The sequence below is a fragment of the Rhodococcus indonesiensis genome, assembly GCF_047782815.1.
GTDB classification, from domain to species: Bacteria; Actinomycetota; Actinomycetes; order Mycobacteriales; family Mycobacteriaceae; genus Rhodococcus; species Rhodococcus indonesiensis.
The window spans coordinates 385,278-407,829 of sequence record NZ_CP180630.1; the positions used below are offsets into that span (position 1 = coordinate 385,278).

19 protein-coding genes are annotated in these 22,552 nt (G+C 70.5%); 10 read left to right on the forward strand and 9 right to left on the reverse strand.

What is annotated here, in order from left to right:
• Positions 1-67: 67 nt before the first annotated feature.
• On the forward strand, positions 68-1,795 hold the full coding sequence (locus ACM26Y_RS01760) for an ABC transporter ATP-binding protein (RefSeq protein WP_289380980.1): 1,728 nt from the start codon (positions 68-70) through the stop codon (positions 1,793-1,795).
• Positions 1,792-3,723, forward strand: a complete 1,932-nt coding sequence (locus tag ACM26Y_RS01765; RefSeq protein ID WP_003936910.1) for an ABC transporter ATP-binding protein — start codon at positions 1,792-1,794, stop codon at positions 3,721-3,723. Before ACM26Y_RS01760 ends, ACM26Y_RS01765 begins: the two co-directional genes overlap by 4 nt.
• A gap of 103 nt (positions 3,724-3,826) precedes the next feature.
• Here the strand turns inward: ACM26Y_RS01765 and ACM26Y_RS01770 are convergent, their stop codons facing one another.
• Both ACM26Y_RS01770 and ACM26Y_RS01775 read right to left on the reverse strand, forming a co-directional pair.
• Positions 3,827-5,014, reverse strand: coding sequence for an MFS transporter (locus tag ACM26Y_RS01770; RefSeq protein ID WP_371383654.1), 1,188 nt, complete (start codon positions 5,012-5,014; stop codon positions 3,827-3,829).
• Between the two features lie 67 nt (positions 5,015-5,081).
• Complete coding sequence (locus ACM26Y_RS01775; RefSeq protein WP_416062490.1) at positions 5,082-5,963, reverse strand: LysR family transcriptional regulator ArgP; 882 nt, start codon at positions 5,961-5,963, stop codon at positions 5,082-5,084.
• A gap of 72 nt (positions 5,964-6,035) precedes the next feature.
• Between ACM26Y_RS01775 and ACM26Y_RS01780 the strand changes: the two genes are divergently transcribed.
• Complete coding sequence (locus ACM26Y_RS01780; RefSeq protein WP_371383655.1) at positions 6,036-6,635, forward strand: LysE/ArgO family amino acid transporter; 600 nt, start codon at positions 6,036-6,038, stop codon at positions 6,633-6,635.
• 24 nt (positions 6,636-6,659) lie between these two features.
• On the opposite strand, the gene ACM26Y_RS01785 is transcribed toward ACM26Y_RS01780, so the two are convergent.
• A complete protein-coding gene (locus tag ACM26Y_RS01785; RefSeq protein WP_003936902.1) occupies positions 6,660-7,076 on the reverse strand; it encodes a pyridoxamine 5'-phosphate oxidase family protein in 417 nt (138 codons plus the stop codon).
• 153 nt (positions 7,077-7,229) lie between these two features.
• Here ACM26Y_RS01785 and ACM26Y_RS01790 point away from each other — a divergent pair, with 153 nt between their 5' ends.
• A complete protein-coding gene (locus ACM26Y_RS01790; protein WP_416062491.1) occupies positions 7,230-9,953 on the forward strand; it encodes a cation-translocating P-type ATPase in 2,724 nt (907 codons plus the stop codon).
• 189 nt (positions 9,954-10,142) lie between these two features.
• Here the strand turns inward: ACM26Y_RS01790 and ACM26Y_RS01795 are convergent, their stop codons facing one another.
• Complete coding sequence (locus ACM26Y_RS01795; RefSeq protein ID WP_238586503.1) at positions 10,143-10,667, reverse strand: DUF6448 family protein; 525 nt, start codon at positions 10,665-10,667, stop codon at positions 10,143-10,145.
• 292 nt (positions 10,668-10,959) lie between these two features.
• On the opposite strand from ACM26Y_RS01795, the gene ACM26Y_RS01800 reads away from it, so the two are divergent.
• The 4 genes from ACM26Y_RS01800 to tgt all read left to right on the forward strand — a co-directional run bounded on the left by ACM26Y_RS01800 (position 10,960) and on the right by tgt (position 15,353).
• Entirely contained in the window at positions 10,960-11,865 is a 906-nt protein-coding gene (locus tag ACM26Y_RS01800; RefSeq protein ID WP_416062492.1) for an amidohydrolase family protein, read from the forward strand.
• Positions 11,866-12,045: 180 nt separating this feature from the next.
• Positions 12,046-12,543 carry a cysteine dioxygenase gene (locus tag ACM26Y_RS01805; protein WP_416062493.1) on the forward strand — a complete coding sequence of 166 codons (498 nt, stop codon included), beginning with the start codon at positions 12,046-12,048 and terminating at the stop codon, positions 12,541-12,543.
• Positions 12,544-12,931: 388 nt separating this feature from the next.
• Positions 12,932-14,062 (forward strand): MFS transporter, encoded by a 1,131-nt coding sequence (locus ACM26Y_RS01810; protein ID WP_003936897.1) that lies wholly within the window; start codon positions 12,932-12,934, stop codon positions 14,060-14,062.
• 25 nt (positions 14,063-14,087) lie between these two features.
• A complete protein-coding gene (gene tgt / locus ACM26Y_RS01815; protein WP_003936896.1) occupies positions 14,088-15,353 on the forward strand; it encodes a tRNA guanosine(34) transglycosylase Tgt in 1,266 nt (421 codons plus the stop codon).
• 42 nt (positions 15,354-15,395) lie between these two features.
• Here tgt and ACM26Y_RS01820 read toward each other — a convergent pair whose 3' ends face one another.
• From ACM26Y_RS01820 to ACM26Y_RS01840, 5 genes are all read right to left on the reverse strand, one after another.
• Positions 15,396-16,121 (reverse strand): queuosine precursor transporter, encoded by a 726-nt coding sequence (locus ACM26Y_RS01820; RefSeq protein ID WP_289382494.1) that lies wholly within the window; start codon positions 16,119-16,121, stop codon positions 15,396-15,398.
• Positions 16,122-16,215: 94 nt separating this feature from the next.
• On the reverse strand, positions 16,216-17,238 hold the full coding sequence (locus ACM26Y_RS01825; protein ID WP_416062494.1) for a hypothetical protein: 1,023 nt from the start codon (positions 17,236-17,238) through the stop codon (positions 16,216-16,218).
• A 49-nt stretch (positions 17,239-17,287) separates the two neighbouring features.
• Positions 17,288-18,241, reverse strand: a complete 954-nt coding sequence (locus ACM26Y_RS01830) for a hypothetical protein (protein ID WP_416062495.1) — start codon at positions 18,239-18,241, stop codon at positions 17,288-17,290.
• Between the two features lie 146 nt (positions 18,242-18,387).
• On the reverse strand, positions 18,388-19,311 hold the full coding sequence (gluQRS, locus tag ACM26Y_RS01835; RefSeq protein WP_416062496.1) for a tRNA glutamyl-Q(34) synthetase GluQRS: 924 nt from the start codon (positions 19,309-19,311) through the stop codon (positions 18,388-18,390).
• Positions 19,312-19,365: 54 nt separating this feature from the next.
• The gene (locus ACM26Y_RS01840; RefSeq protein ID WP_416062497.1) at positions 19,366-20,268 is read right to left on the reverse strand and encodes a LysR family transcriptional regulator; all 903 of its coding nucleotides are present in this window, start codon (positions 20,266-20,268) and stop codon (positions 19,366-19,368) included.
• 123 nt (positions 20,269-20,391) lie between these two features.
• On the opposite strand from ACM26Y_RS01840, the gene ACM26Y_RS01845 reads away from it, so the two are divergent.
• Together ACM26Y_RS01845 and ACM26Y_RS01850 are read left to right on the forward strand one after the other, a co-directional pair.
• Positions 20,392-21,777, forward strand: a complete 1,386-nt coding sequence (locus tag ACM26Y_RS01845) for an MFS transporter (RefSeq protein ID WP_003936890.1) — start codon at positions 20,392-20,394, stop codon at positions 21,775-21,777.
• Positions 21,774-22,511, forward strand: coding sequence for a 3-hydroxybutyrate dehydrogenase (locus tag ACM26Y_RS01850; protein ID WP_416062498.1), 738 nt, complete (start codon positions 21,774-21,776; stop codon positions 22,509-22,511). The genes ACM26Y_RS01845 and ACM26Y_RS01850 overlap by 4 nt, the downstream gene beginning before the upstream one ends.
• The last annotated feature ends 41 nt before the right edge of the window (positions 22,512-22,552 follow it).

Here is a 22,552-nt window from a genome sequence, read left to right on the forward strand (position 1 = left end):
TCTTCCCCTCCCGCGGGAGCGGAAAAGGTGCCGGGAACCGGGCCGCTGCACCGGTAGCGTGGTGATCATGCTGGTCCGGTTGCTCCTGCGGTTCCTGCGCCCGCACCGCGGGGCGCTGCTCGCGGTGGTGCTGCTGCAGACGGTCGCCACCGGCACCATGCTGATCCTGCCGGCGCTCAACGCCGACCTGATCGATTACGGCGTCGCCCGCGGCGACATCGGCTACATCCTGTCCACCGGCGCGGTGATGCTGGCGATCAGCTCGGTGCAGATCGGCTGCTCGATCGGTTCGGTGTACTTCGCGGCGCGCACGGCCATGGCGGTCGGCCGCGACGTGCGGCTGGCCGTGCTCCGCCGCGTCGGCGGGTTCTCCGCCCGCGAGTTCGGCCGGTTCGGTGCGCCGTCGCTCATCACCCGCAACACCAACGACGTGCAGCAGGTGCAGATGCTCGTGCTGATGAGCTGCACCATCGTGGTGATGGCCCCGATCATGGGCATCGGGGGCATCGTCATGGCGCTGCGCGAGGACGTCGGCACGTCGCTGGTGCTCGTCGCCGCCGTGCCCGTTCTCGCGGTCACCATGTTCGTCCTGATCGCCCGGATGGTGCCGGCCTTCCGCGTGATGCAGGTGCGCATCGACGCCGTCAACCGGATTCTCCGCGAACAGATCACCGGGATCCGCGTGGTGCGGGCATTCGTCCGCGAGCACACCGAACGGGAGCGGTTCGAGGTCGCCAACGCGGAACTGACCGACACCGCGCTGCACGTCGGCCGCATCAACGCGCTGCTGTTCCCACTCGTGATGCTCATCGCCAACGCCACGAGCGTGGCCGTGCTGTGGTTCGGCGGCCACCGGATCGACACCGGCGACATGCAGGTCGGGTCTCTCACCGCGCTGCTGAGCTACATCATGCAGATCCTCATGGCGGTGATGATGACGTCGTTCGTGGCGATGATGGCGCCGCGCGCGGCAGTGTGCGCCGAGCGGATCCTCGACGTGCTCGACACCGAGTCGTCGCTGCCGACGCCGGCCCGGCCCGTCCGCACCCTCGGCTCACCCGTGACCCTCGAGCTGCGGAGCGCGGCGTTCGCGTACCCCGGTGCCGACGCGCCCGTCCTGCGCGACGTGACGTTCCGGGCCGAACCCGGCAGCACGACCGCCGTGATCGGCGGTACCGGCTCCGGCAAGACGACCCTGCTCCGGCTGATCCCGCGGCTGATCGACGTCACCGCCGGCTCGGTCCTGGTGGGCGGCACCGACGTGCGTGACCTGGATCCGCAGGTGCTGCGCGCCGCGATCGGTCTCGTACCGCAGCGGGCGTACCTGTTCTCCGGGACCGTCGCCGAGAACCTGCGGTACGGCCGCGCCGACGCCACCGACGACGAACTCTGGCACGCCCTCGAGGTCGCGCAGGCGGCGGACTTCGTCCGGGCGATGCCGGCGGGACTCGACACCCTCGTCGCCCAGGGCGGCACGACGGTCTCGGGCGGGCAGCGCCAGCGCCTGGCCATCGCCCGGGCACTGGTCCGCCGGCCGTCGATCTACCTGTTCGACGACGCGTTCTCGGCCCTGGATCAGGCCACCGACGCGCGGCTGCGGGAGGCACTGTTCCCGGAGACCCGCGATGCGTGCGTCGTGGTCGTCGCGCAACGGGTGTCCACGGTGCTCGACGCCGACCGCATCGTCGTTCTGGACGGCGGGGCCGTCGTCGGCTCGGGCACGCATCTGGAGCTGCTCGCGAGCTGCCCGACCTACGCCGAGATCGTCGAGTCGCAGCGCATGGTGAACGCATGACCGAGCGCAAGGAGGCGGGACCGCGGCTCGGGGGTGTGGACCCGGGCGCACCGGAGAACCGGGCGCGACAGAAGTGGCCGGCCACCAAACGGCTCGTCGGCCTGTTGCGGCCGCATCGGTGGGCCGCATCCGCGGTGCTCGTCCTGGCCGTGCTCGGGGTGGTGGCGTCGTCGGTGGCGCCCCGGGTTCTCGGTCACGCGACCGACCTGATCTTCAGCGGGGTGATCGGCCGGCAGCTGCCCGCCGGGCTGTCGAAGGAGCAGGCCGTCGAGGCGCTGCGCGCGCAGGGACGCGACCAGTTCGCGGAGATGGTGTCGGCGATGTCGCTCGTGCCGGGCGCGGGCATCGACTTCGCCGCCCTCGGCCGCACCCTTGTGTTCGTACTCGCGCTGTATCTGCTGTCGTCGGGCCTGATCTGGCTGGCGGCGTACGGACTCAACGAGATCGTCCAGCGCGTCATCCGCGACCTGCGCTCGCGGGTGGAACGCAAGGTGCATGCGCTGCCGCTGCGTTATTTCGACTCCCACTCCCGCGGTGACCTGCTCAGCCGCGTCACCAACGACATCGACAACATCTCGCAGGGTCTGCAGCAGTCGATCAGCCAGCTGGTGCTGGCGGTGCTCACCCTGCTCGGCCTCGTCGTGATGATGGTGTGGATCTCGCCGCTGCTCGCACTCGTCGCCATCCTCATGGTGCCGGCGTCGGTGGTGGTGACCGCAGTGGTGGCGAAGCGGTCGAAGCGGCACTTCGTGACCCAGTGGAAGACCACCGGCAACCTCAACGGTCAGATCGAGGAGGCTTTCACCGGCCACGAACTCGTCACCGCGTTCGGCCGCACCGCCGAGGTCGAGCGCCGCTTCACCGAAACCAACGACGAATTGTTCCGGGCCGGGTTCCGGGCCCAGTTCGTCTCCGGACTGGTGATGCCGCTGGTGATGTTCATGAGCAATCTCAGCTACGTCGCGATCGCCGTGCTCGGCGGATTGCGGGTCGCGTCGGGCACCGTCAGTCTCGGCGAGGTGCAGGCCCTGATCCAGTACTCGCGCCAGCTCGGTCAGCCGCTCGGTCAGATCGGCGCGATGGTCAATCTGCTGCAGTCCGCGGCGGCGTCCGCCGAGCGGGTCTTCGAGATCCTCGACGAACCCGAACAGGAACCCGATCCGCCGGCCCCCGTCACTCCGTGGGGGCGGTACGGCCTGGTCGAGTTCGAGGACGTCTCGTTCTCGTACCTGCCGGAGCAGCCGCTGATCGAGCATCTCGACCTGCGGGTCGAGCCGGGGCAGATGGTCGCGATCGTCGGACCGACCGGCGCCGGCAAGACCACGCTGGTGAACCTGATCCTGCGCTTCTACGAACTGGATTCGGGACGCATCCTCGTCGACGGCGTGGACGTCACGACCATGAGCCGCGACGAGCTGCGCTCGCGCATCGGGATGGTGCTGCAGGACACCTGGCTGTTCGGCGGCACCATCCGCGACAACATCGCCTACGGCCGGCCGGACGCCACCGAGGACCAGATCCTCGAGGCCGCACGCATCAGCTACGTCGACCGGTTCGTGCGGTCCCTGCCCGACGGCTACGACACCGTGATCGACGAGGATGCCGGCAACATCAGCGCGGGGGAGCGGCAGCTGATCACCACCGCCCGCGCCTTCCTCGCGCAACCGTCCATCCTGATCCTCGACGAGGCCACCAGCTCGGTCGACACCCGCACCGAGCTGCTCGTGCAGCACGCGACGGCGGTACTGCGCCGGGACCGCACCAGTTTCGTGATCGCGCATCGGCTCTCGACCATCCGCGACGCGGACCGGATCGTGGTGATGGAACACGGACGCATCGTGGAACAGGGCACGCACGACGAACTCCTCCGAGCGGGCGGTGCCTACTTCCGGTTGTACGACGCGCAGTTCCGCGCCCTCGTGGAGTGACGGGCGGCAGGATCGCCGCGCCGAGTGTGGATCCGCGCCCGGCACAGCCGGAGCGGATTCCGGACCGGCGAGCAAATTCCCGGCGGGGAGGCCGGATCGTCCTTCACCCGCGCGTCACGTCCACGGCCCGGGGGTGCTCGGCGACGGCCAACCGGCGGGCCCGCACCAGCGCGACGGCGAACGCCGGGACGGCGAGCGCGAACAGCGGCAGGCTCGCGCCGGTGGCGGGTTCGAGCACCACGAGCAGCACCGGCAGCGCGAAGCCGAGGTAGGTGCCGACGTAGAAGACGCCGGTCAGCGTCCCACGTGAGGTCTTCGGCGCGAGCGACTCGAGGTCGAGCAGGCCCTCGCGCAGGCACAGCCCGTACGCCACCCCGAGCACGGGTGCCGCGACGGGCAGCAACCACAGCGGCGGGTGCGTCCCGCCGGCGCCGACGAGGAGGAACCCGAGCCCCGCGAGGACGGCGCCGACCGTCCCGGCCTGCGGTCCCCACTCGCGTCGCCGTGCCGCCGCCTGCACGACGATCCCGGAGCCCAGGGCGAGCAGCGCCGCGGCGCCGGTCAGGGCCGGACCTGCGTACTCGCTCGAGATCCTGGCCGGGAAGGTCACGAATGCGACTGTGACGCAGGCGAACACCCAGGGCGCCAGCGGCAACGACCAGGACAGCGCGCCGGCGACCGACCGGTCGTGCCCCGGCACGACCGGTTGCAGTTCCGCCGCCGCGTAGTGCGCGGACCGGCTCCACACCGCCGCGGCGGCGACAGCCGCCGCCGACAGCACGGCCGAGAGCACGAAGGGGAGAGAGAGCGGTCGCGGACCGAACTCGGCGAGCAGACCGGACACGAAGGGCCCCAGGGCGAATCCGGAGCTGAGGGCGACGCCGGCGAGCACCGTGCCGACCTTCCCGCGCAGATCCGTGGCCCACGCCGTACCCGCACCGATGGCCAGCCCTGCGCCGATCCCGACGACGAGACGGCCCGCGACGAGTCCGGCGGCGTCGTGCCGGACGAGCAGCAGCACGGTACCGGCGAGGGCGATCGTCGCGCCGGGGAGCACCACCGCGGCTCGGCCGACCCGGTCCGAGAGAGCGCCGCCGCCGACGAGCCCGGGCAGCAGTCCGAGCGCATAGATGCCGAACACCGCGTCGAGCAGTGCGCGCGAGAGTCCTTCGTGCTCGCGCAGGACGGGGATCATCGCGGCGAAGTGGTTCGCGGCCCATCCGGTGGTGACGAGGACGGCCAGCACGCCGGCCAGGGCCCGGCTCAGCTGTCGTGCCGATGCTGCGGTCATCCGTCTGTCCTCTCGTCGGGGCCGACCCGTCACGCTAACCGATCGGCCGCTCGGGCCGGACCGGCGGTCAGCGCAGCACCTCCCCGGCGGTCCGCCGGACGACGTCGGTGAGTGCGTCGAGGACCGGCGACTCGAGCCGCCAGCGCTGCCAGTACAGCGGCACGTCGAACGGATCGTCCGCGGCGAGGAACACGAGTCCGTCGGTGTGGGTGAGCATCGGTTCCGGCAGCATGCCCCAGCCCAGACCGAGCCGCGCAGCCTCGACGAACTCGGCGGCGCCCGGCACATAGTGCCGCGGCGGATCGAGGCGGTGCCGGGTGCGGCGCCGCAGGAACCGGTCCTGCAGGTCGTCCTTGCGGTCGAAGGTGAGCATCGGGGCGTGCCGCAGGGCCTCGGCGTCCGGTCCGCCGGGAAACCAGCGGTCCGCGAAGTCGATGCTCGCCATCGCGTGATACCGCATGGCGCCGAGCTTTTCGGAGACGCATCCCTGCACCGGTTCGGGCACCGACGTCACGGCGGCCATCGCGGTGCCGTCCCGCAGCCGCGCGGGGGCGTGGTACTCGTCCTCCCGGTGCAGTTCGAACAGGGCGCGGTGGCGCTCGGGCATGCGGGCCAGGGCGCGCAGCATCCACGTCGACATCGAGTCGGCGTTGACGACGAGGGGAACCGACACGTACTCGTCCCGGCCGGCGGTGAGGCCGAGTGCCTCGGCGGTGTCCTGCTCGAGGCGCGCCACCTGACGGGCCAGTCGCATCACGGCCTCACCGGCGGCCGTCGCGGACACCGGCCTGGTGCGCCGCACCAGGACCCGGCCGACGTGCTGCTCGAGCGTCTTGATCCGCTGGCTCACCGCGGAGGGGGTGAGGCGCAGAGCCGCGGCCGCGCCGTCGAAGGTGCCCTCGTCCAGCACCGCGGCGAAGGTCCGCAGCTGCGCGAAGTCCAGATCCACGTGAAGAAACTCTAACGGTAGTGAAGAAAAATCAACTGTTCTTCATCGAGCCGGATTCCTAGCGTGGGAGACATGCACCTCGTCGTCGCCGGATTCCTCACCGGCCTGTCGCTCATCGTCGCGATCGGTGCGCAGAACGCATTCGTGCTGCGCCTGGCGATCGCCCGGCGGCACGTGCTGCCGGTGATCGCGGTCTGCGCGCTGTCCGACGCGATCCTCGTCGCCGCCGGCATTGCCGGCATCGCCACGGTGCTCGACCGGGTTCCCGGCGCGCTCGGGGTGATCCGCTGGGCCGGCGCGGCGTTCCTCGTGGGCTACGGCCTGCTCGCGGCGCGGCGGGCGCTGCGTCCGGCGGCCCTGACCGCCGCGGCCGGCGGTCCCGTCACCGTCGGCACAGCACTGGCCACCTGCCTGGCGCTGACCTGGCTCAACCCGCACGTCTACCTCGACACCGTGCTGATGCTCGGCTCCGTCGCCAACCATCACGGGGACCCGGGACGCTGGTGGTTCGGCGCCGGCGCGGCGCTGGCCAGCGTCGTGTGGTTCCTCGGGCTCGGTTACGGAGCCGCGCTGCTGCGCGGGGTGTTCGCGAAACCCGCCTCGTGGCGCGTGCTCGACGGTGGCATCGCCGTGCTCATGGTCGGCCTCGGCGTCGGCATGGTGGCGGGCTGACGCCGAGGCAGCGTCGATCCTCGGTCAATCCTTGACCAGCGCGAACCGGCGCCCGCTGATCTCGCTCGCGGTGACCTCGACGAAGTTGTACTTCGGAGTGGGCACCCAGGCTTGCAGACCCAGTTCCTCGGCCTCCTGGATCTCGTTGTAACGAACCAGGTTTCGAGCCCGTCCGTGCAGCACCACGCTCCAGGCCCGGTCCTGCTCCACGTGGTCGGCTTCGAAGGCCACTTCGGCGTTCAACGTCAGTTCGACCAGTTTGCTGCCCTCGGCCGTCCGGAAGTACAGCTTCCGGTCGCGCACCGCGTAGTTGATCGGGAAGACGTCGGGCCGTCCGCCCGAGACCACGACGAGCCGGCCGATCCGCTCGGTGCCGAGCAGTTCCCAGCTCTCCTCGTCGCTCAGGACCACGACGGGATCGTCGACGTTCGGCTCACTCATGGCTCCTCCGATCCGGCGGCGTGCGCCTCGATATCACCGCTTCCAGCACATCACGAATCCGGGCGCGGCACAGGCGGATCGTGCGTCGAATCGCGCGGCATCCGTCACATCGATAGCGTGGGAGCCGCCCGACCTCACCGAGGAGCGTGCGAGATGACCCTGGCCACCACGTGGCACACCCGCGGCGCCGACGCCGTCGCGGCGGCCCTCGACGTCGACCCCGCGGTGGGGTTGTCCACCGGCGCGGTCGAGGAACGCCGGCGCGAACACGGGCCCAACGCCCTCGTCGAGGCGCCGACCGTGCCCGGCTGGCGCAAGGTGCTCGCCCTGCTCGCCGACCGGATGACCCTCGTTCTCGTCGTCGCGGCCGTGGTCAGCGCCGTGGTCTCGCGCGAATGGGAGACCCCCGTGGTCATCCTCGCCGTCATCACCCTCAACACCGTCCTGAACTACGTGCAGGAGCGACGCGCCGAGAACAGCCTGCAGGCGCTGCGGCAGATGGCCGTCGACACCGCCCGTGTCCGCCGCGACGGCCGCGAACAGCACCTGCCGCGCACCGAACTGGTGCCCGGCGACGTCGTGCTCCTCGAGGCCGGCGACTCCGTGCCCGCCGACGGCCGGGTCGTCACGGCGGCACGGTTGCAGGTCGCCGAGTCCGCGCTCACCGGTGAGTCCCATCCCGTCGACAAGACCGTCGAGCCCGTCGACGACGAGCAGGCCCCGCTGGGCGACCGCGCCGACATGCTGTTCATGAACACCGACATCACCCGGGGCCGGGGCACGATGGTGGTCACGGCCACGGGGATGCAGACCGAGATCGGCGCGATCGCCACCCTGCTCGGTACCGCGGGGGTGGAGAAGACCCCGCTGCAGCGCCGCATCGACCAGCTTGCCAAGACCCTCACCGTCGTCGCCCTCACCGTCGTCGCCGTCGTGTTCGTGCTCGGTCTGCTGCGCGGGCAGTCGTGGTCCGACCTGCTGATCACCGCGGTCTCGCTCGCCGTCGCCACCATCCCCGAGGGGCTGACCGCGGTCGTCGCGTTCACCCTCGCGATGGGAGCGTCGCGACTCGCCGCGCGCGGCGCCATCGTCAAACGGCTCGCGGCCGTCGAGACCCTGGGCAGCACCACCCACATCGCCACCGACAAGACCGGCACCCTCACCCTCAACGAGATGACGGTGCAGCGGCTGCTGGCCCGCGGCCGCAGCTTCCGCGTCACCGGAACCGGATACGAAACCAACGGCAAGATCCTAGTCGGCGACGGGCTGCCGGCCCCGGACCTGACCGCGCCGCTGCTCGGGATGGCACTGTGCAACGACGCCGTCGTCCGCGACGGGGTGCTCGTCGGCGATCCCACCGAGGGCGCGCTGGTGGTGCTCGCCGAGAAGGGCGGCATCGACGTCGAGGGGGCGCGCCTCGCGGTGCCGCGGCTGGCGGAGGTGCCGTTCGACTCCGCCTACAAGTACATGGCGACCTTCCACGCCCTGCCCGAGGGTGGTTACCGGTGCTTCGCCAAGGGGGCACCCGGTGCACTGCTGGACCGCGCCACCGCGATGCTCGACGGGGACGGCCCCGTCCCGCTGGACGACCGCCGCCGCGACCGCCTCCGTGCCGCGGTGCAGTCGCTCGCCGCCGAGGGGCTGCGCACCCTGATGATCGCCGGCCGGGACCTGCACGCGGTGCCGCGGGGCGACGCGGAGGCCCTGCAGCGTGCGGTGTCCGACCTGACCCTCTACGCCGTGGTCGGCATCGTCGATCCACCGCGGACGGAGGCCGAGCGGGCCATCGAGGTGGCCCATGCCGCCGGCATCGAGGTGCACATGATCACCGGCGACCACCTCGTGACCGCGTCGGCGATCGCCGGCCGGCTGGGCATCGGTGGTGCCGCGGCCACCGGCGCCGACCTCGATGCTCTGAACGACGACGAGTTGCGCTCCCGGGCAGCAGATTTCGGAGTACTGGCCCGGGTGGCTCCGGAGCACAAGATCCGAGTCGTCAAGGCGCTGCAGGCGAACGGGGAGGTCGTCGCCATGACCGGCGACGGCGTCAACGACGCGCCGGCTCTCGAACAGGCCGACATCGGTGTCGCCATGGGCATCACCGGCACCGACGTGTCCAAGAGCGCGGCCGACATGATCCTCACCGACGACAACTTCGCGACCATCGTCGCCGCGGTCGAGGAAGGCCGCGGCATCTACGCCAACATCGTCAAGTTCGTGAAGTTCCAGCTGACCACGGCGTGGGGGTTCGTGCTGATCTTCCTCGTCTCCGGGGCGCTCGGGCTGGCCGGGGGCGCACCGTTCACGGCGCTGCAGATCCTGTGGGTCAACATCATCATGGACGGCCCGCCGGCCCTCGCCCTCGGCGTCGACCCCACGGAACCGGGCACCATGTCCCGGCCGCCGCGGCCGGCGCGCGAGCGTCTGCTCAGCCGCGACCGGCTCCGTCGCATCCTGGGACTGGGCATCGTCATGACCGCCGGAACCGTCGCGGTCCTGCACTACGCGCCGCAGTGGTTCCCCGAGAGCGCCGACGATCCGCTGTTCGCCACCACCCTCGCGTTCACCACCTTCGTCTTCTTCCAGGTGTTCAACCTGCTCAACGTCCGCTCGGAGCTCGGCTCGGTGTTCTCGCTGCAGACCCTCACCAACCACAGCATCTGGATCGCGCTCATCGTGGTGGTCGTCCTGCAGGTGTGCGTGGTCCAGACGGCATTCCTGCAGGGCTTCTTCGACACCACCGCGCTCACCTCGCAGCAGTGGGCGCTCGCCGTCGGCGTCGGGTCCTCGGTGCTGTGGGTGGACGAACTCGTCAAGGCCACCGGGCGGAGCATGCGGCGCCGGCGTGGTGACCTGCACGCCCGATCGGGCGCATAGTGGAAGTGGTGTCGCCCTCCGACGAGCACCGCAGGACGCGGAGGTGGGAACGATGGATATGGGCTGGATGCACATGCTGCACATGCTGATGATGCAGATGCACCACATGCTGATGCCAGGAATGCCGATGCACCACATGATGCCGATGTGACGGCATCACCTGATGCAGAGGTGACGGCGGCGCCCGGGTCAGCCGTGCGGGTGCCCGCCCTCGTGCGGATCCCTGTGCATGCTCTTGTAGAGGTGGTGGCTGTACACCTGGAAGCCGAGCATCGCCTCGGTGTACTCCCGGCGCTCCGCGGTGGTCACGGCGTCGGTCAGGGCGACGATCCGTTCCAGGCGGGACTGCAGCTGCCGGTGCAGCTCGGCGGACAGGAAGGCGTAGAGCTTCTCGATCGAGCCTGTCTCGATCGCGCGCTCGGCGAGCGGGATCACCGGGCCGACGTCGCCGCCCGCAGGCTTCACGCCGGTGAACGAGGCGCCCTCGCCCGCACGGTGCAGCCGGACCACGGTGTCGAAGAAGTAGAGATCGGCCACCTCGTGGGCGATCGGGCCCTCGGCGCGCGCGGCTGTCGCCCGTTCGAACGCCGTGCGCACCTCGTCCTCGGCTTCGAGCGGAACGAACGGCAGGATCAGCTCGACGTTGTCGTCGCCCAGGGCCGCTTCGGCGGCCTTGACGACGGGACCGTCCATGGAATCGCAATGGGGAGGCACGGAGTGCTCCTTCCGACGATCGGCGAACACGCTCGGTCCCAGGCTAGTGCCGTGGTGTGGCCGGCGTCGAAGGGGCGGGCCGCGAGCGCCTCGGCGGGGTCCGGGCGGAGGCGTGCGGGTCGATCGTGCCGGACGAGGTCCGGGCCGACACCGTACATACGGTACGTACGGCGTGGGAGGTCCGCGCCGCGGGGTCGGCCACGCCCGAGCCTCGCGTCGGCCGGCGGCCGGGTTCGTCGCCGGGATGCGAACGACTGTTGACACGGGGGCGCGCGGCGGCGAACGTGGACGCATGAGGCGACGTCCCCGCGTCGACGTGCATCAACATGTGTGGCCGGCGTCCTTCGTCGACGCCCTCCGGGCGCGCAGTGCGCCGCCCCGGCTCGACGGCTGGGTGCTGCACCTGCCGGGGGAGCCGCCGTACCGGGTCGACCCCGCCGATCATTCGGTCGCTGCGCGGACCGCCCTCGCGGTCCGGGACGGAATCGACCTGGCGTTGGTGTCGCTGTCGAGCCCGCTCGGGATCGAGGAGCTGCCCGCCGAGGAGTCCCGGCCGCTGCTCGACGCGTATCACGAGGGGGCGTTGAGCCTGCCCGACCGGTTCGGGGTGTGGGCCGCAGCCGGTCTCGCCGAACCCGACCCGGAGACGCTGCGTGAGGTTCTCGCGGCCGGGTGCGTGGGTCTGCAGCTGCCGGCGACGGCCCTGGCCGACTCGGCGGGCTTCGACCGGTGCGCGCCGCTGCTGGCGGAACTCGAGCGGGTACACAAGCCGCTGTTCGTGCATCCCGGTCCGGCCGCCGCGCCCGACGCTCCGCCGTGGTGGCCGGCGATGGTGTCGTACGTGACCCAGATGCACACCGCCTGGTTCGCCTGGCACGAGTTCGGGTCGCGCCGGTTCCCGGCGCTGCGGGTGCTGTTCGCGATGCTCGCCGGCCTGGCCCCGTTGCATGCCGATCGGATGGCGATGCGCGGCGGTCCCGGCAGCATCCCCGGGGCCGGGGTCTATGTGGAGACGTCGTCGTACGGGCGGGAGGTCGTCGCTGCGGTGACCGCGCGCCTGGGCGAGGACCGGGTGCTGCTCGGCTCCGACCGGCCCTACGCGCCGCCCCTGGTGCTCGGCGGTGCCGCCGGCATGCGCCTGCGGACGGACAACCCGGCGCGCTTCTTCGCAGCAAAAGTGCCTGCGCAGAACTCTTGACGCGCGGACCCGGCCGGGGTGGCATGGTCGTCGTGACATTCTCGGTGAACGCGCGGCAGCGCGGACTGTGCACGGCGTCGGCCCGTGCCGCCGAGTCGTGTCCCGGCTGTCGTCGCTGAATCCGTCCCTGTCCAGCCCAGCCCGGGGCACGTCCGTGCCTCCTCGTTCCAGGACTTCTCCATGCTCTCCACTTCTGCCCTGCCGGCGCGCGCCGACCTCACCTCTCTCGCCCTGCGGATCGCGAACGATCCCGCCCGCTGGATGCCGATCGTTCGATTTGACGAGCAGCAGCGTTGGTACACGCGCCTGGTCGTTGCCGACGACCACGAAGTGTGGCTGCTTTCGTGGCTGCCTGGGCAGAGAACCGAAATCCACGATCACGGCGACAGCGCGGGCGCCTTCGCGGTGGCGCAGGGTGTGCTGATGGAGACCACCGTCTGCACCCCGGCGGACAGGGGTCTCGATGAGGTCGAAGTAGGGTTGTCACGCAAGAGGATTCGCGCCGGTACGGCTCGCGGATTCGGTGCCGATCACGTCCACGAGGTGACGAACGACACGGATTCTCCGGCCGTCAGCATTCACGTGTACGCGCCTGCCCTGACGACGATGAACCGGTACCGGATCGACGACGGGGTGCTCCGGCTGCGCGCATCCGAACGGGCCGGCGCGAACTGGTGAATTCTGTCGCCTGTCCCGGTCGTGTCGGTCTTCGAAGTCTTTGTTGCAGAAGGGTTTCGGATATCTTCGCTGCGGGTGCGGCAGCCGGCCCGCAGCGCGATCTGCGCGCCCCGTCCCGGGCGCGGCGGGTCGTGGACCGATCCTTCGCAGGGCGCGGCTCGTGCCGGGGTGGCCGAACTCACGTCCTCTCGATTCGAGGTCGAATCGGCATGTGCAAGAGAATGGAGACTCGGCTGGTCTCGCACGCCGATCCAGCGCATCCCGCACTATTCGAAGGTTCCCGCTCATGACGACGACGGCATCCGCATGCCCACCTGCCTCCGCAGCGCCGGGGGCCGTCCACGAAACCGCGACGACACCGCACGCCCGATCGCGGCGGGCCCGCGCGATGTGGGCGCTCGCCCTCGGCGGATTCGGCATCGGGACCACCGAGTTCGTCGCGATGGGCCTGCTGCCCGACATCGCGACCGGCCTCGGGGTCTCCGAACCTACCGCCGGGCACGTCGTGTCGGCGTACGCGGCCGGTGTCGTCGTCGGTGCGCCGCTGATCGCGGCGCTCACCGCCCGGTTGCCACGCAAGACGCTGCTGATCGCGCTCATGATCGCCTTCACCGTCGGCAATGCGGCGACGGTGCTCGCGCCGAGTTACGGACTGCTCGTCGCCTCCCGGTTCGTCGCCGGGCTGCCGCACGGTGCGTACTTCGGGGTCGCCGCGCTCGTCGCCGCGCATCTGGCCGGCCGCGGGCAGCGCGCCCGGGCGGTGGCGCTGGTGATGATGGGCCTGTCGGTGGCGAACGTCGTGGGGGTGCCGGTCGCGTCGTGGCTCGGCATGGCGCTGGGCTGGCGCTCGGCGTTCGCGTTGGTGGCGGTGATCGGCACGGTCACCGTCGCTGCGATCGCCGCGTGGGTGCCCACCCTGGCGATCCGCACCACCAGCGTGCGCACCGAACTCGGCGCGCTGCGGCGCGGGCAGGTGTGGATGACGCTGGCGGTCGCGATGATCGGCTTCGGCGGCGTGTTCGCCGTCTACACCTACATCAGCACCACCCTGACCGACGTCGCCGGAGTGTCGAGGGCGCTGGTCCCGGTCGCGCTGATGCTCTTCGGTCTCGGCATGGTGCTCGGCAACGTGGTCGGTGGCCGCGTCGCCGACCGGGCCCTGGTGCCGGGCATCTTCACGACCATGACGACGCTGGCGGTGCTGCTGGCCGTGTTCGTCGCGGCCGCGCACAACCCGTACACGGCCCTGGCGATGGTGTTCCTCCTCGGTGCGGGTTGCGCCGCGGTCGGACCGGGCCTGCAGATCCGGCTCATGGACGTCGCGGAGGACGCCCAGACCCTGGCCGCGTCGCTCAACCACGCGGCGTTCAACCTCGCCAACGCGTTCGGCGCCTGGATCGGGGGCGCGGTGATCGCCGCCGGCTTCGGCTATACCGCGCCGGCCGCCGTGGGCGCGGGGCTCGCGCTCGCCGGTGTCGCCGTCCTCGCCCTCGCGGTGCGGCTGCCGTCGGCGCCGTGACCGGACCTCGTGATTGGATACCGACGTGACCGACCCCAGCACCACCGCTTCCGCCGTGCCCACCCCGCCCGACCCGTTCTTCACCGTCCGGACCCGGCTCGACAACGGACTCGGACGCACCGGCACGATCCACACCCCGCACGGTGACATCCACACCCCGGCGTTCGTCGGTGTGGGCACCAAGGCGACGGTCAAGGCGGTCCTGCCCGAGGCGATGAAGGAACTCGGGGTGCAGGCGCTGCTCGCCAACGCCTACCACCTGTACCTGCAGCCCGGGTCGGACATCGTCGACGAGGCCGGTGGGCTCGGCAGATTCATGAACTGGGACGGGCCCACCTTCACCGACAGCGGCGGATTCCAGGTGATGTCCCTCGGGGTCGGTTTCAAGAAGGTCCTGGCGATGGACGCCGTCGGCGTGCAGTCCGACGACGTCATAGCCGAAGGCAAGGAGCGCCTCGCGCACGTCGACGACGACGGTGTCACCTTCAAGTCCCACCTCGACGGTTCCCGGCACCGGTTCACGCCCGAGGTGTCGATGCGCATCCAGCATCAGCTCGGCGCCGACATCATCTTCGCGTTCGACGAGCTGACCACCCTGATGAACACCCGCGGCTACCAGGAGCGGTCCGTCGAGCGGACCCAGGCATGGGCGGTGCGGTGCATCGCCGAGCACGAGAAGCTCACGGCGCAACGAGCCCACCGTCCGTATCAGGCGCTGTTCGGTGTGGTGCAGGGTGCGCAGTACGAGGATCTGCGCCGGCAGGCGTGCCGCGGTCTCGAGTCGATCGTCGGCGAGTCGGGCCGCGGCTTCGACGGCTACGGCATCGGCGGCGCCCTCGAGAAGCAGAACCTCGGCACCATCGTCCGGTGGTGCACCGAGGAGCTGCCCGAGCACAAGCCGCGGCACCTGCTCGGCATCAGCGAGCCCGACGACATGTTCGTCGCGATCGAGCACGGTGTCGACACGTTCGACTGCGTGAACCCGTCCCGGGTGGCGCGCAACGCGGCCATCTACCACCCGGACGGCCGGTTCAACATCAACACCAGCCGGTTCCGCCGCGACTTCACCCCGATCGACGAGGACTGCGACTGCTACACCTGCCGCCACTACACGCGTGCCTACATCCACCACCTGTTCAAGGCCAAGGAGATGCTGGCGGCCACGTTGTGCACCATCCACAACGAGCGGTTCACGGTGCGGCTCGTCGACGACATCCGCGCCGCCGTCGACGGCGGGTACTTCGAGGAGCACAAGGCCGAGACCCTGGGCCGGTTCTACGCGCGGCGGTGAGCGAGTTCGGCGCTACGCGTCGGCGGACGTCCGGGCCGGCGGTCACTCGGCGTAGGTCGGCTCCCGCCTCTTCACGTACGCGATGACCGCGTAGGTGACCGGCATGACGACGATCTCGACGAGGGTCTTCCACAGGAACCCGACCACCACGTAGTTGACGAAGTCCGCCCACGTGGTGATGCCGATGACGCCGGCGGCGATCGCGCAGAAGATGAGCGTGTCGGCGAACTCGCCGACGACGGTGGAGCCGATCAGCCGGGCCCACAGGTGCTTCTCCTTGGTGATCTCCTTGATGCGCACCAGCACGTAGGAGTTGAGCAGCTGCCCGACGAGGTAACCGGCGAGACCGGCCAGCAGCAGCCGCGGCACCACCCCGAGGACCGCCTCGAACGCGGGCTGGTTCTCGTAGAAGTCGGCGGGCGGCAGCTGCTGGGCGATCCAGAAGCACAGCGCGGCCAGCGCCACCGCGCCGAAACCGTAGTACACGGCGCGCCGGGTCGCGGCGAAGCCGTAGACCTCGCTCAGGACGTCGCCGACGATGTAGGCGAGGGGAAACAGGAAGAACGCGCCGTCGGTGATGATCGGCAGGATCTGCAGCGGGCCGAGCGCCCATTCGGCGTCGCCGAAGAACGCCACGCCCTTGCCGGCGGCGACGTTGGAGATGATGAGCACCGCCGTGAACAGGGCCACCAGCCCGGGGTAGTGGCTGCGGACCACGCGGGCGAAGTGCGTGTGGTCGGATTGCTGAGTCTGCACGTGCTCTGTCACCCGGCCATCCAAGCACTCGGGCGGCCGGAAGGCGAAGAACGGACGAACAGGACGCGGGCCCCGGCCCGGCGGATCCGGGACCCGCGACCTGCTGTCAGGGAGCTACGCGCCCACCCGTGGCGACGCGGTAGGCGTACGCGTAGGCGATGGTGGTGACGGGCACGGTGACCAGCAGGCCGACGTAGCACAACAGCGCGCCGACGAAGTTGATCGCGGACAGCACCAGCCACAGCAGGATCAGCTGCCCGACGTTGGCCGCGGCCGCGGACGCGCTCGACTTGATCGCCGTGACCGCGTCCTGCCGCTGGTCGATGACGAAGTGCAGCGTCCACACGGTCAGGAAGGCGACGACGATGCCACCGACGATGACGAGCGAACCGAGCAGTGTTCCCAGCGCGATGAGCAGGGACGCGAGCAGGATGGGACCGAGGCTGCCGACGCGGAAGAAGTCCTTCAGCGCCGGCTTGTGGCCGTCCAGCTCGTACAGGGCTCCACGCACCCCGGCCGCCTGGACGACGAGCATGCCGATGACGAACGCGACGATCAGCACGATCATCACGGCGATCCCGACGCCCGACATGCCGGTGCTGTCGCCGTAGCGGTCCGTCGTGGTCGAGGCCATCACGACCCCGAACATCAGGGCGCCGAACACCAGCGCGGCCACGACGATCACGCCGGCGAGGCTCAGCCAGCCGCCGACGTTCTCACTGAACTTGCGCCACCCGTAGCTCAGGGCGGCGCCGATGTCGATCTGCGGGCGGGACGAACCGAAGCCGGGCGGTGGGTAGCCACCGGGGGCTCCGTAGCCGGGGGGCGGTCCGTATCCGGCAGGGCCGCCCGCCGGCGGTGGCCCGTACGGTGCTCCCGGCTGCTGCGGTGCCCCACCGTACTGGGGGCCACCGTGCTGGGGGCCGCCGTACTGGGGAGCGCCGTACTGGGGAGCGCCGTACTGCGGTGGCGGCCCCTGCGGCGGACCGTAGCCGGGCGGTGGTGCGCCGTAGCCCGGTGGGTAACCCTGGGGCGGGCCGTACCCGGGCGGTGGGCCGTACGGCTGCGCGCCCGGGTACTTGTTCGGATCCTGCGGATCGGGAGTGGGTTCGTAGCCCCCGCTGGTCATCGTGGTCCTCGTGATTCGTGACGTGCCGCTTCGTGGAACGCCGTACCCGTCAGGGCGCGACGCCGCGCCCGGTGGTCACCCGGTAGGCGTAGGTGGAAGCGATGATCGTGAGCGGGACGGTGACGAGCAGGCCCAGCCCGCACGGGATCGCGCCGAGGATGTTGATGCCGACGAGAGCGAGCGCCAGCAGCAGCAGCGGTCCCACGTTGGACGAGATGGCACGGAAGCTGGACTTGATCGCGTCCACCGGCGGCTGGTTCCGGTCGATGACGAACTGCAGCGTCCACCAGGTCAGGAAGATCACGATGAAGCCGGGGATGATCAGCAGGATGAAGCCGACCACGGTCATGAGCGAGACGAGCAGGCTCGCGACCACCACGGCGCCGATGTTCTCGAACTGGAAGAAGGACCCGAACGACGGACGGTTGCCGTCGGTTTCGTGCAGCGCGCCGCGCACGTAGGCAGCCTGGATCAGGATGCTGACGAACACGCTGACGATCGCGCCGATGATGCTGAGCGCCGACAGCTCGTTCGTGTCGAAGCCGCCGAAGATCACATTGATCACGAACTGGATCAACGCCGCCGCGACGACGAACGCGATCCAGACGCCCGCGTTCTGGCTGAACTTCTTCCAGCCGTAGCTGATGGCCTCGCCGACGTTGAGCTGCGTGGGGCCACCGAAGCCCCCGTACTGGCTACTGCCCGAGGGGTAGTTGCCCGGCGGGGGTGGGTAGCCGCCCTGGGGCGGGTAGTTCCCCGGCGGGGGCGGGTAGCCGCCGGCAGGCGGATAGTTGCCCTGCGGAGGTGGGTAGTTGCCCTGCGGGGGCGGGTAGTTCCCGGGCGGGGGATAGTTGCCGGGAGGCGGGTAGTTGCCCTGCGGGGGCGGGTAGTTCCCGGGCGGGGGGTAGTTCCCGGGAGGCGGCGGGTAGCCGCCCTGCGGAGGGTTGGGTGCGCCGCCCTGGTTGTCGGGCTCTTTGCTGGGGTCGTATCCGCCGGTCGTCATCGGATCCTTCTCGAGGGGAGGGTGGAGCCAATCGCGTTGTCGACTGCGCACACTACGTCCGGCGCGCCCGAATTGCACGATCACCGGAACTTCCGCGAGCCGGACGAGCGGCACGAAACGGACCGACACCGGTCGCGCGGGCGGTGTCACCAGCTGCCGTCGTACACCCACGGCTCCCGCGGGAGCCGGGCCGGATCCCAGCGCCCGAGCAGCAGCTCCAACGTGACGGGCTCGTCCTTGTCCGCCAGGTCGAGCGAGACCGCGATCCGGCCCAGTACGTCGGCCGCGGTGTGGCCCAGCGCCGCCTGGTCGGTGAGCGTCACCGCGCCGTCGCGTTTGGCGAGGCGCTTGCCGTGCACGTTGAGCGCCAGCGGCACGTGCGCGTACGTCGGCACCGGAAGCCCCAGCAGCGCCGCGAGGTAGGCCTGTCGCGGAGCGGAGCTCAGCAGGTCGTCGCCGCGGACCACCTGGTCGATGCCCTGGGCCGCGTCGTCGACGACGACGGCCAGGTTGTAGGCGGGAATCCCGTCGCCGCGGCGCAGCACCAGGTCGTCGACCACACCCGCGAAGTCGCCGTGCACCACGTCGTGCACGGTGAAGGTGGCGGCGCCGGATCGCAGGCGGATCGCGGCCGGCCGTCCGGATGCGCGTTTCGCGGCCCGCTCGGCCTCGGTGAGCGTGCGGCACGTGCCCGGATAGGCCCCCTGCGGGGCGTGCGGCGCAGACGCCGCGTGCTGGATCTCGCGTCTGGTGCAGAAGCACTCGTAGGTCAGGCCCGCCCGGGTGAGACGGGCGATCGCGGCGTCGTAGAGCGGCAACCGCAGCGACTGGTGGACGACCTCGTCGTCCCAGTCCAGGCCCAGTGCGGTGAGATCGGCGAGCTGGCGTTCCTGTGCGCCCGGCCGGACGCGGTCCAGATCCTCGACGCGGATCAGAAACCGGCGCCCGGTGCTCCGGGCGAACAGCCACGCGAGGACCGCCGTGCGCAGGTTCCCCAGGTGCAGGTCGCCCGACGGGCTCGGGGCGAACCGGCCGGCCCCTGCGCGCGCGTCCCCGGCCGAATGTGACATCTGGTCAGACTATCGACTGCGATGTCACATTCGGCCACGTGCACGGCGGGTGGGTCACGCGGCGGGGCGGCCGAGCAGGACGGAACGCTGGGCGTGCACGGTCTCGCGGATCGCCGCGACGACGGCGGCGACCTCCGGCCGGCGCAGCGTCTCCGATCGCGCCACCATCCAGTAGTTCAGCCGCGCCTCCACCTCCCCGGGGAGGATCCGTACCAGGTCGGCGTGCCGGTCGGCCATGAAGCACGGCAGCAACCCGAGCCCGGCTGCGGCGCGAGTTGCCTCGACGTGGACGAACACGTTGGTCGAACTCACCGACTCGTGCATGTCCGGGGCGATGCGACGGGCCAGGTCCAGGTCGTCGACCTGCAGCATCGAGTCGATGAAGTACACCAGCGGGTGACGGCCCAGCTCGCGCACCGTCGTGGGAGCGCCGTGCTCGTCGACGTAGGCCCGCGCCGCGTACAGGCCGAGGGTGTAGTCGGCCAGCCGGTGCGCCTCGGCGCGGTGCACCTGGGGGCGTCCCACCACCACCTCGAGGTCGAGTCCGGACCGCTGCTGCGACGCGCGACGGGTGGCCGCGACGATCTCCACCGCGACGCCCGGGTGCCGTCGCCGCACCAGCGCGCCGGCCGGCGCCGCGATGTAGGCGCTGAAGCCGTCGGTGGCCGAGACCCGCACGACACCCTCGAGGCCGCGGTCCCCGTCGGGACCGGCCAGTCCGGCCACTGCGGCCTCGATCCGCTCGGCCGCGGCGAGTGCCGAGCGGCCGAGCTCGGTGAGTTCCCAGCCGCCGGACGCGCGGGCCAGCACGCGCCCGCCGAGGCTCTTCTCCAGCGCCGCGATCCGACGGGCGATGGTGGTGTGGTTGACGCCGAGGTCGTCGGCGGCGGTCGTGAAGCGGCCGGTACGGCCGACCGCCAGCAGAACCAGCAGGTCATCGGCCGACGGCGCGCTCATGTGTGCATTCTTGCAGATCCGCTCTGCGGATCGCGTCATTGTGCATGCAGATCTGCGCATCGATACTCGGCACATGCCTTCAGAAGTGTTGCCCGTCACAGTCGAACCGAGGAGGACGAACCCATGAGTGTCGAACAGTCACGGCCCGGTGGCCGCGCACCGGACGAGACCCCCACCTCGGGTCTGCGCAAGGTCGTCGGCGCCTCGATGGCCGGCACCGTCGTCGAGTGGTACGAATTCTTCCTGTACGGCACCGCCGCCACCCTGGTGTTCTCCAAGGTCTTCTTCCCCGACAACGGCAACGAACTCGACGCCATCATCGCGGCGTTCGTCACCTACGCCGTCGGCTTCGTCGCACGGCCCCTCGGCGGCGTGGTGTTCGGGCACTTCGGCGACAAGTTCGGCCGCAAGAAGCTGCTGCAGACCAGCCTCGTGCTCGTCGGCGTCGCCACCTTCCTCATGGGCTGCCTGCCCACCTTCGGCGCCATCGGTTACTGGGCGCCCGCGCTGCTCGTCACGCTGCGCTTCGTGCAGGGCTTCGCCGTGGGTGGCGAGTGGGGCGGCGCGGTGCTGCTCGTCGCCGAGCACAGCCCGGACCGTTCCCGCGGCTTCTGGGCATCGTGGCCGCAGGCCGGTGTTCCGATGGGCAACCTTGTCGCCACCGTCGTGCTGCTGATCCTGACCACCACGCTGTCCGACGCGGCGTTCCTCTCGTGGGGCTGGCGCATCGCGTTCTGGCTGTCGGCGGTCATCGTCCTGGTCGGCTACTACATCCGCACCAAGGTCACCGACGCACCGATCTTCCTCGAGGCTCAGCGTGAGGCCGAGCAGCTGAAGTCCAGCTCGTACAGCGTCGTCGAGGTCGTCAAGCGTTACCCGCGCGGTGTGTTCACCGCCATGGGCCTGCGCTTCGCCGAGAACGTCATGTACTACCTCGTGGTCACCTTCTCGATCACGTACCTCAAGGTGGTCGTCGGTGCGGACACCGCCACCATCCTGTGGTGGATGCTCGCCGCGCACGCCGTGCACTTCGCGATCATCCCCGTCATCGGGCGCCTGTCCGACACCTTCGGCCGCCGCCCCGTGTACATGGTCGGAGCCGTCACGGCCGGCACCTGGGGCTTCTTCGCCTTCCCCATGATGGACAGCGGTCACAACGCCCTGGTCATGTCCGCCATCGTCATCGGCCTGGTGTTCCACGCGTTCATGTACGCCGGCCAGCCTGCGATCATGGCCGAGATGTTCCCGACCCGGATGCGCTACGCGGGCGTCTCGCTCGGCTACCAGGTGACCTCCATCGTCGCCGGCTCGCTCGCGCCGATCATCGCGACCGCACTGCTCAGTCGCTACGGCAGTGCCGTGCCCATCGCGATCTACCTGGCCGTGGCCTCGGTGGTGACGATCATCGCCGTCGTCGCCGCCCGGGAGACCAAGGGGCTCAGCCTGCGCGACGTCGACGCCGCGGACGTGCGGGCCGTCGACGCCGAGAAGACGGCGGTGCCCGCATGAGTGCCCGCACCGCACTGGTCACCGGCGGAGCGAGCGGCATCGGTGCCGCCTGTGCCCGGAAGCTCGCCGCCCGCGGCGTGCACGTCACCGTCGCCGACGTCGACGAGGTGGCCGCCAAGACCCTCGCCCACGACATCGGGGGACAGGCGTGGGGGGTGGACCTGCTCGACACCGACCAGCTCGACGGCCTCCGGCTCGAGGTGGACGTCCTCGTCAACAACGCCGGTATCCAGGTCGTCCGGCCGATCGAGGAGTTCGCGCTCACCGACTTCCGCCGCATCCAGACGCTCATGGTGGAAGCGCCGTTCCTGCTCGTGAAGGCGGCCCTGCCGCACATGTACGAGCGCGGCTTCGGGCGCATCGTCAACGTGTCGTCGGTGCACGGCCTGCGGGCGTCGGCCTTCAAGTCGGCGTACGTCAGCGCCAAGCACGGCCTCGAAGGACTGTCGAAGGTCACGGCCCTCGAGGGCGGGCCGCACGGCGTCACCAGCAACTGCGTCAACCCGGGTTACGTGCGAACCCCGCTGGTAGAGAAGCAGATCGGTGACCAGGCCCGGCTGCACGGCATCGACGAGGAACGCGTGCTCGCCGACGTGCTGCTCACCGAACCCGCGATCAAGCGGCTCGTCGAACCCGAGGAGGTGGCCTCCCTCGTCACGTGGCTGGCCTCGGACGACGCCGGCATGGTCACCGGCGCGTCCTACACGATGGACGGCGGCTGGACCGCGCGCTGACCCACCCCCGTGCCTGTGTGGCCGAATGTCACATCGCGTCG

Coding starts and splice junctions, on each gene's coding strand:
- ACM26Y_RS01790 (WP_416062491.1), top strand. CDS start 7,230: ATGACCCTGGCCACCACGTGGCACACCCGCGGCGCCGACGCCGTCGCG.
- ACM26Y_RS01760 (WP_289380980.1), top strand. CDS start 68: ATGCTGGTCCGGTTGCTCCTGCGGTTCCTGCGCCCGCACCGCGGGGCG.
- ACM26Y_RS01825 (WP_416062494.1), bottom strand. CDS start 17,238: ATGACCAGCGGGGGCTACGAACCCACTCCCGATCCGCAGGATCCGAAC.
- ACM26Y_RS01810 (WP_003936897.1), top strand. CDS start 12,932: ATGTGGGCGCTCGCCCTCGGCGGATTCGGCATCGGGACCACCGAGTTC.
- ACM26Y_RS01805 (WP_416062493.1), top strand. CDS start 12,046: ATGCTCTCCACTTCTGCCCTGCCGGCGCGCGCCGACCTCACCTCTCTC.
- ACM26Y_RS01770 (WP_371383654.1), bottom strand. CDS start 5,014: ATGACCGCAGCATCGGCACGACAGCTGAGCCGGGCCCTGGCCGGCGTG.
- ACM26Y_RS01850 (WP_416062498.1), top strand. CDS start 21,774: ATGAGTGCCCGCACCGCACTGGTCACCGGCGGAGCGAGCGGCATCGGT.
- ACM26Y_RS01780 (WP_371383655.1), top strand. CDS start 6,036: ATGCACCTCGTCGTCGCCGGATTCCTCACCGGCCTGTCGCTCATCGTC.
- ACM26Y_RS01830 (WP_416062495.1), bottom strand. CDS start 18,241: ATGACGACCGGCGGATACGACCCCAGCAAAGAGCCCGACAACCAGGGC.
- ACM26Y_RS01765 (WP_003936910.1), top strand. CDS start 1,792: ATGACCGAGCGCAAGGAGGCGGGACCGCGGCTCGGGGGTGTGGACCCG.
- ACM26Y_RS01840 (WP_416062497.1), bottom strand. CDS start 20,268: ATGAGCGCGCCGTCGGCCGATGACCTGCTGGTTCTGCTGGCGGTCGGC.
- ACM26Y_RS01845 (WP_003936890.1), top strand. CDS start 20,392: ATGAGTGTCGAACAGTCACGGCCCGGTGGCCGCGCACCGGACGAGACC.
- ACM26Y_RS01800 (WP_416062492.1), top strand. CDS start 10,960: ATGAGGCGACGTCCCCGCGTCGACGTGCATCAACATGTGTGGCCGGCG.
- ACM26Y_RS01785 (WP_003936902.1), bottom strand. CDS start 7,076: ATGAGTGAGCCGAACGTCGACGATCCCGTCGTGGTCCTGAGCGACGAG.
- gluQRS (WP_416062496.1), bottom strand. CDS start 19,311: ATGTCACATTCGGCCGGGGACGCGCGCGCAGGGGCCGGCCGGTTCGCC.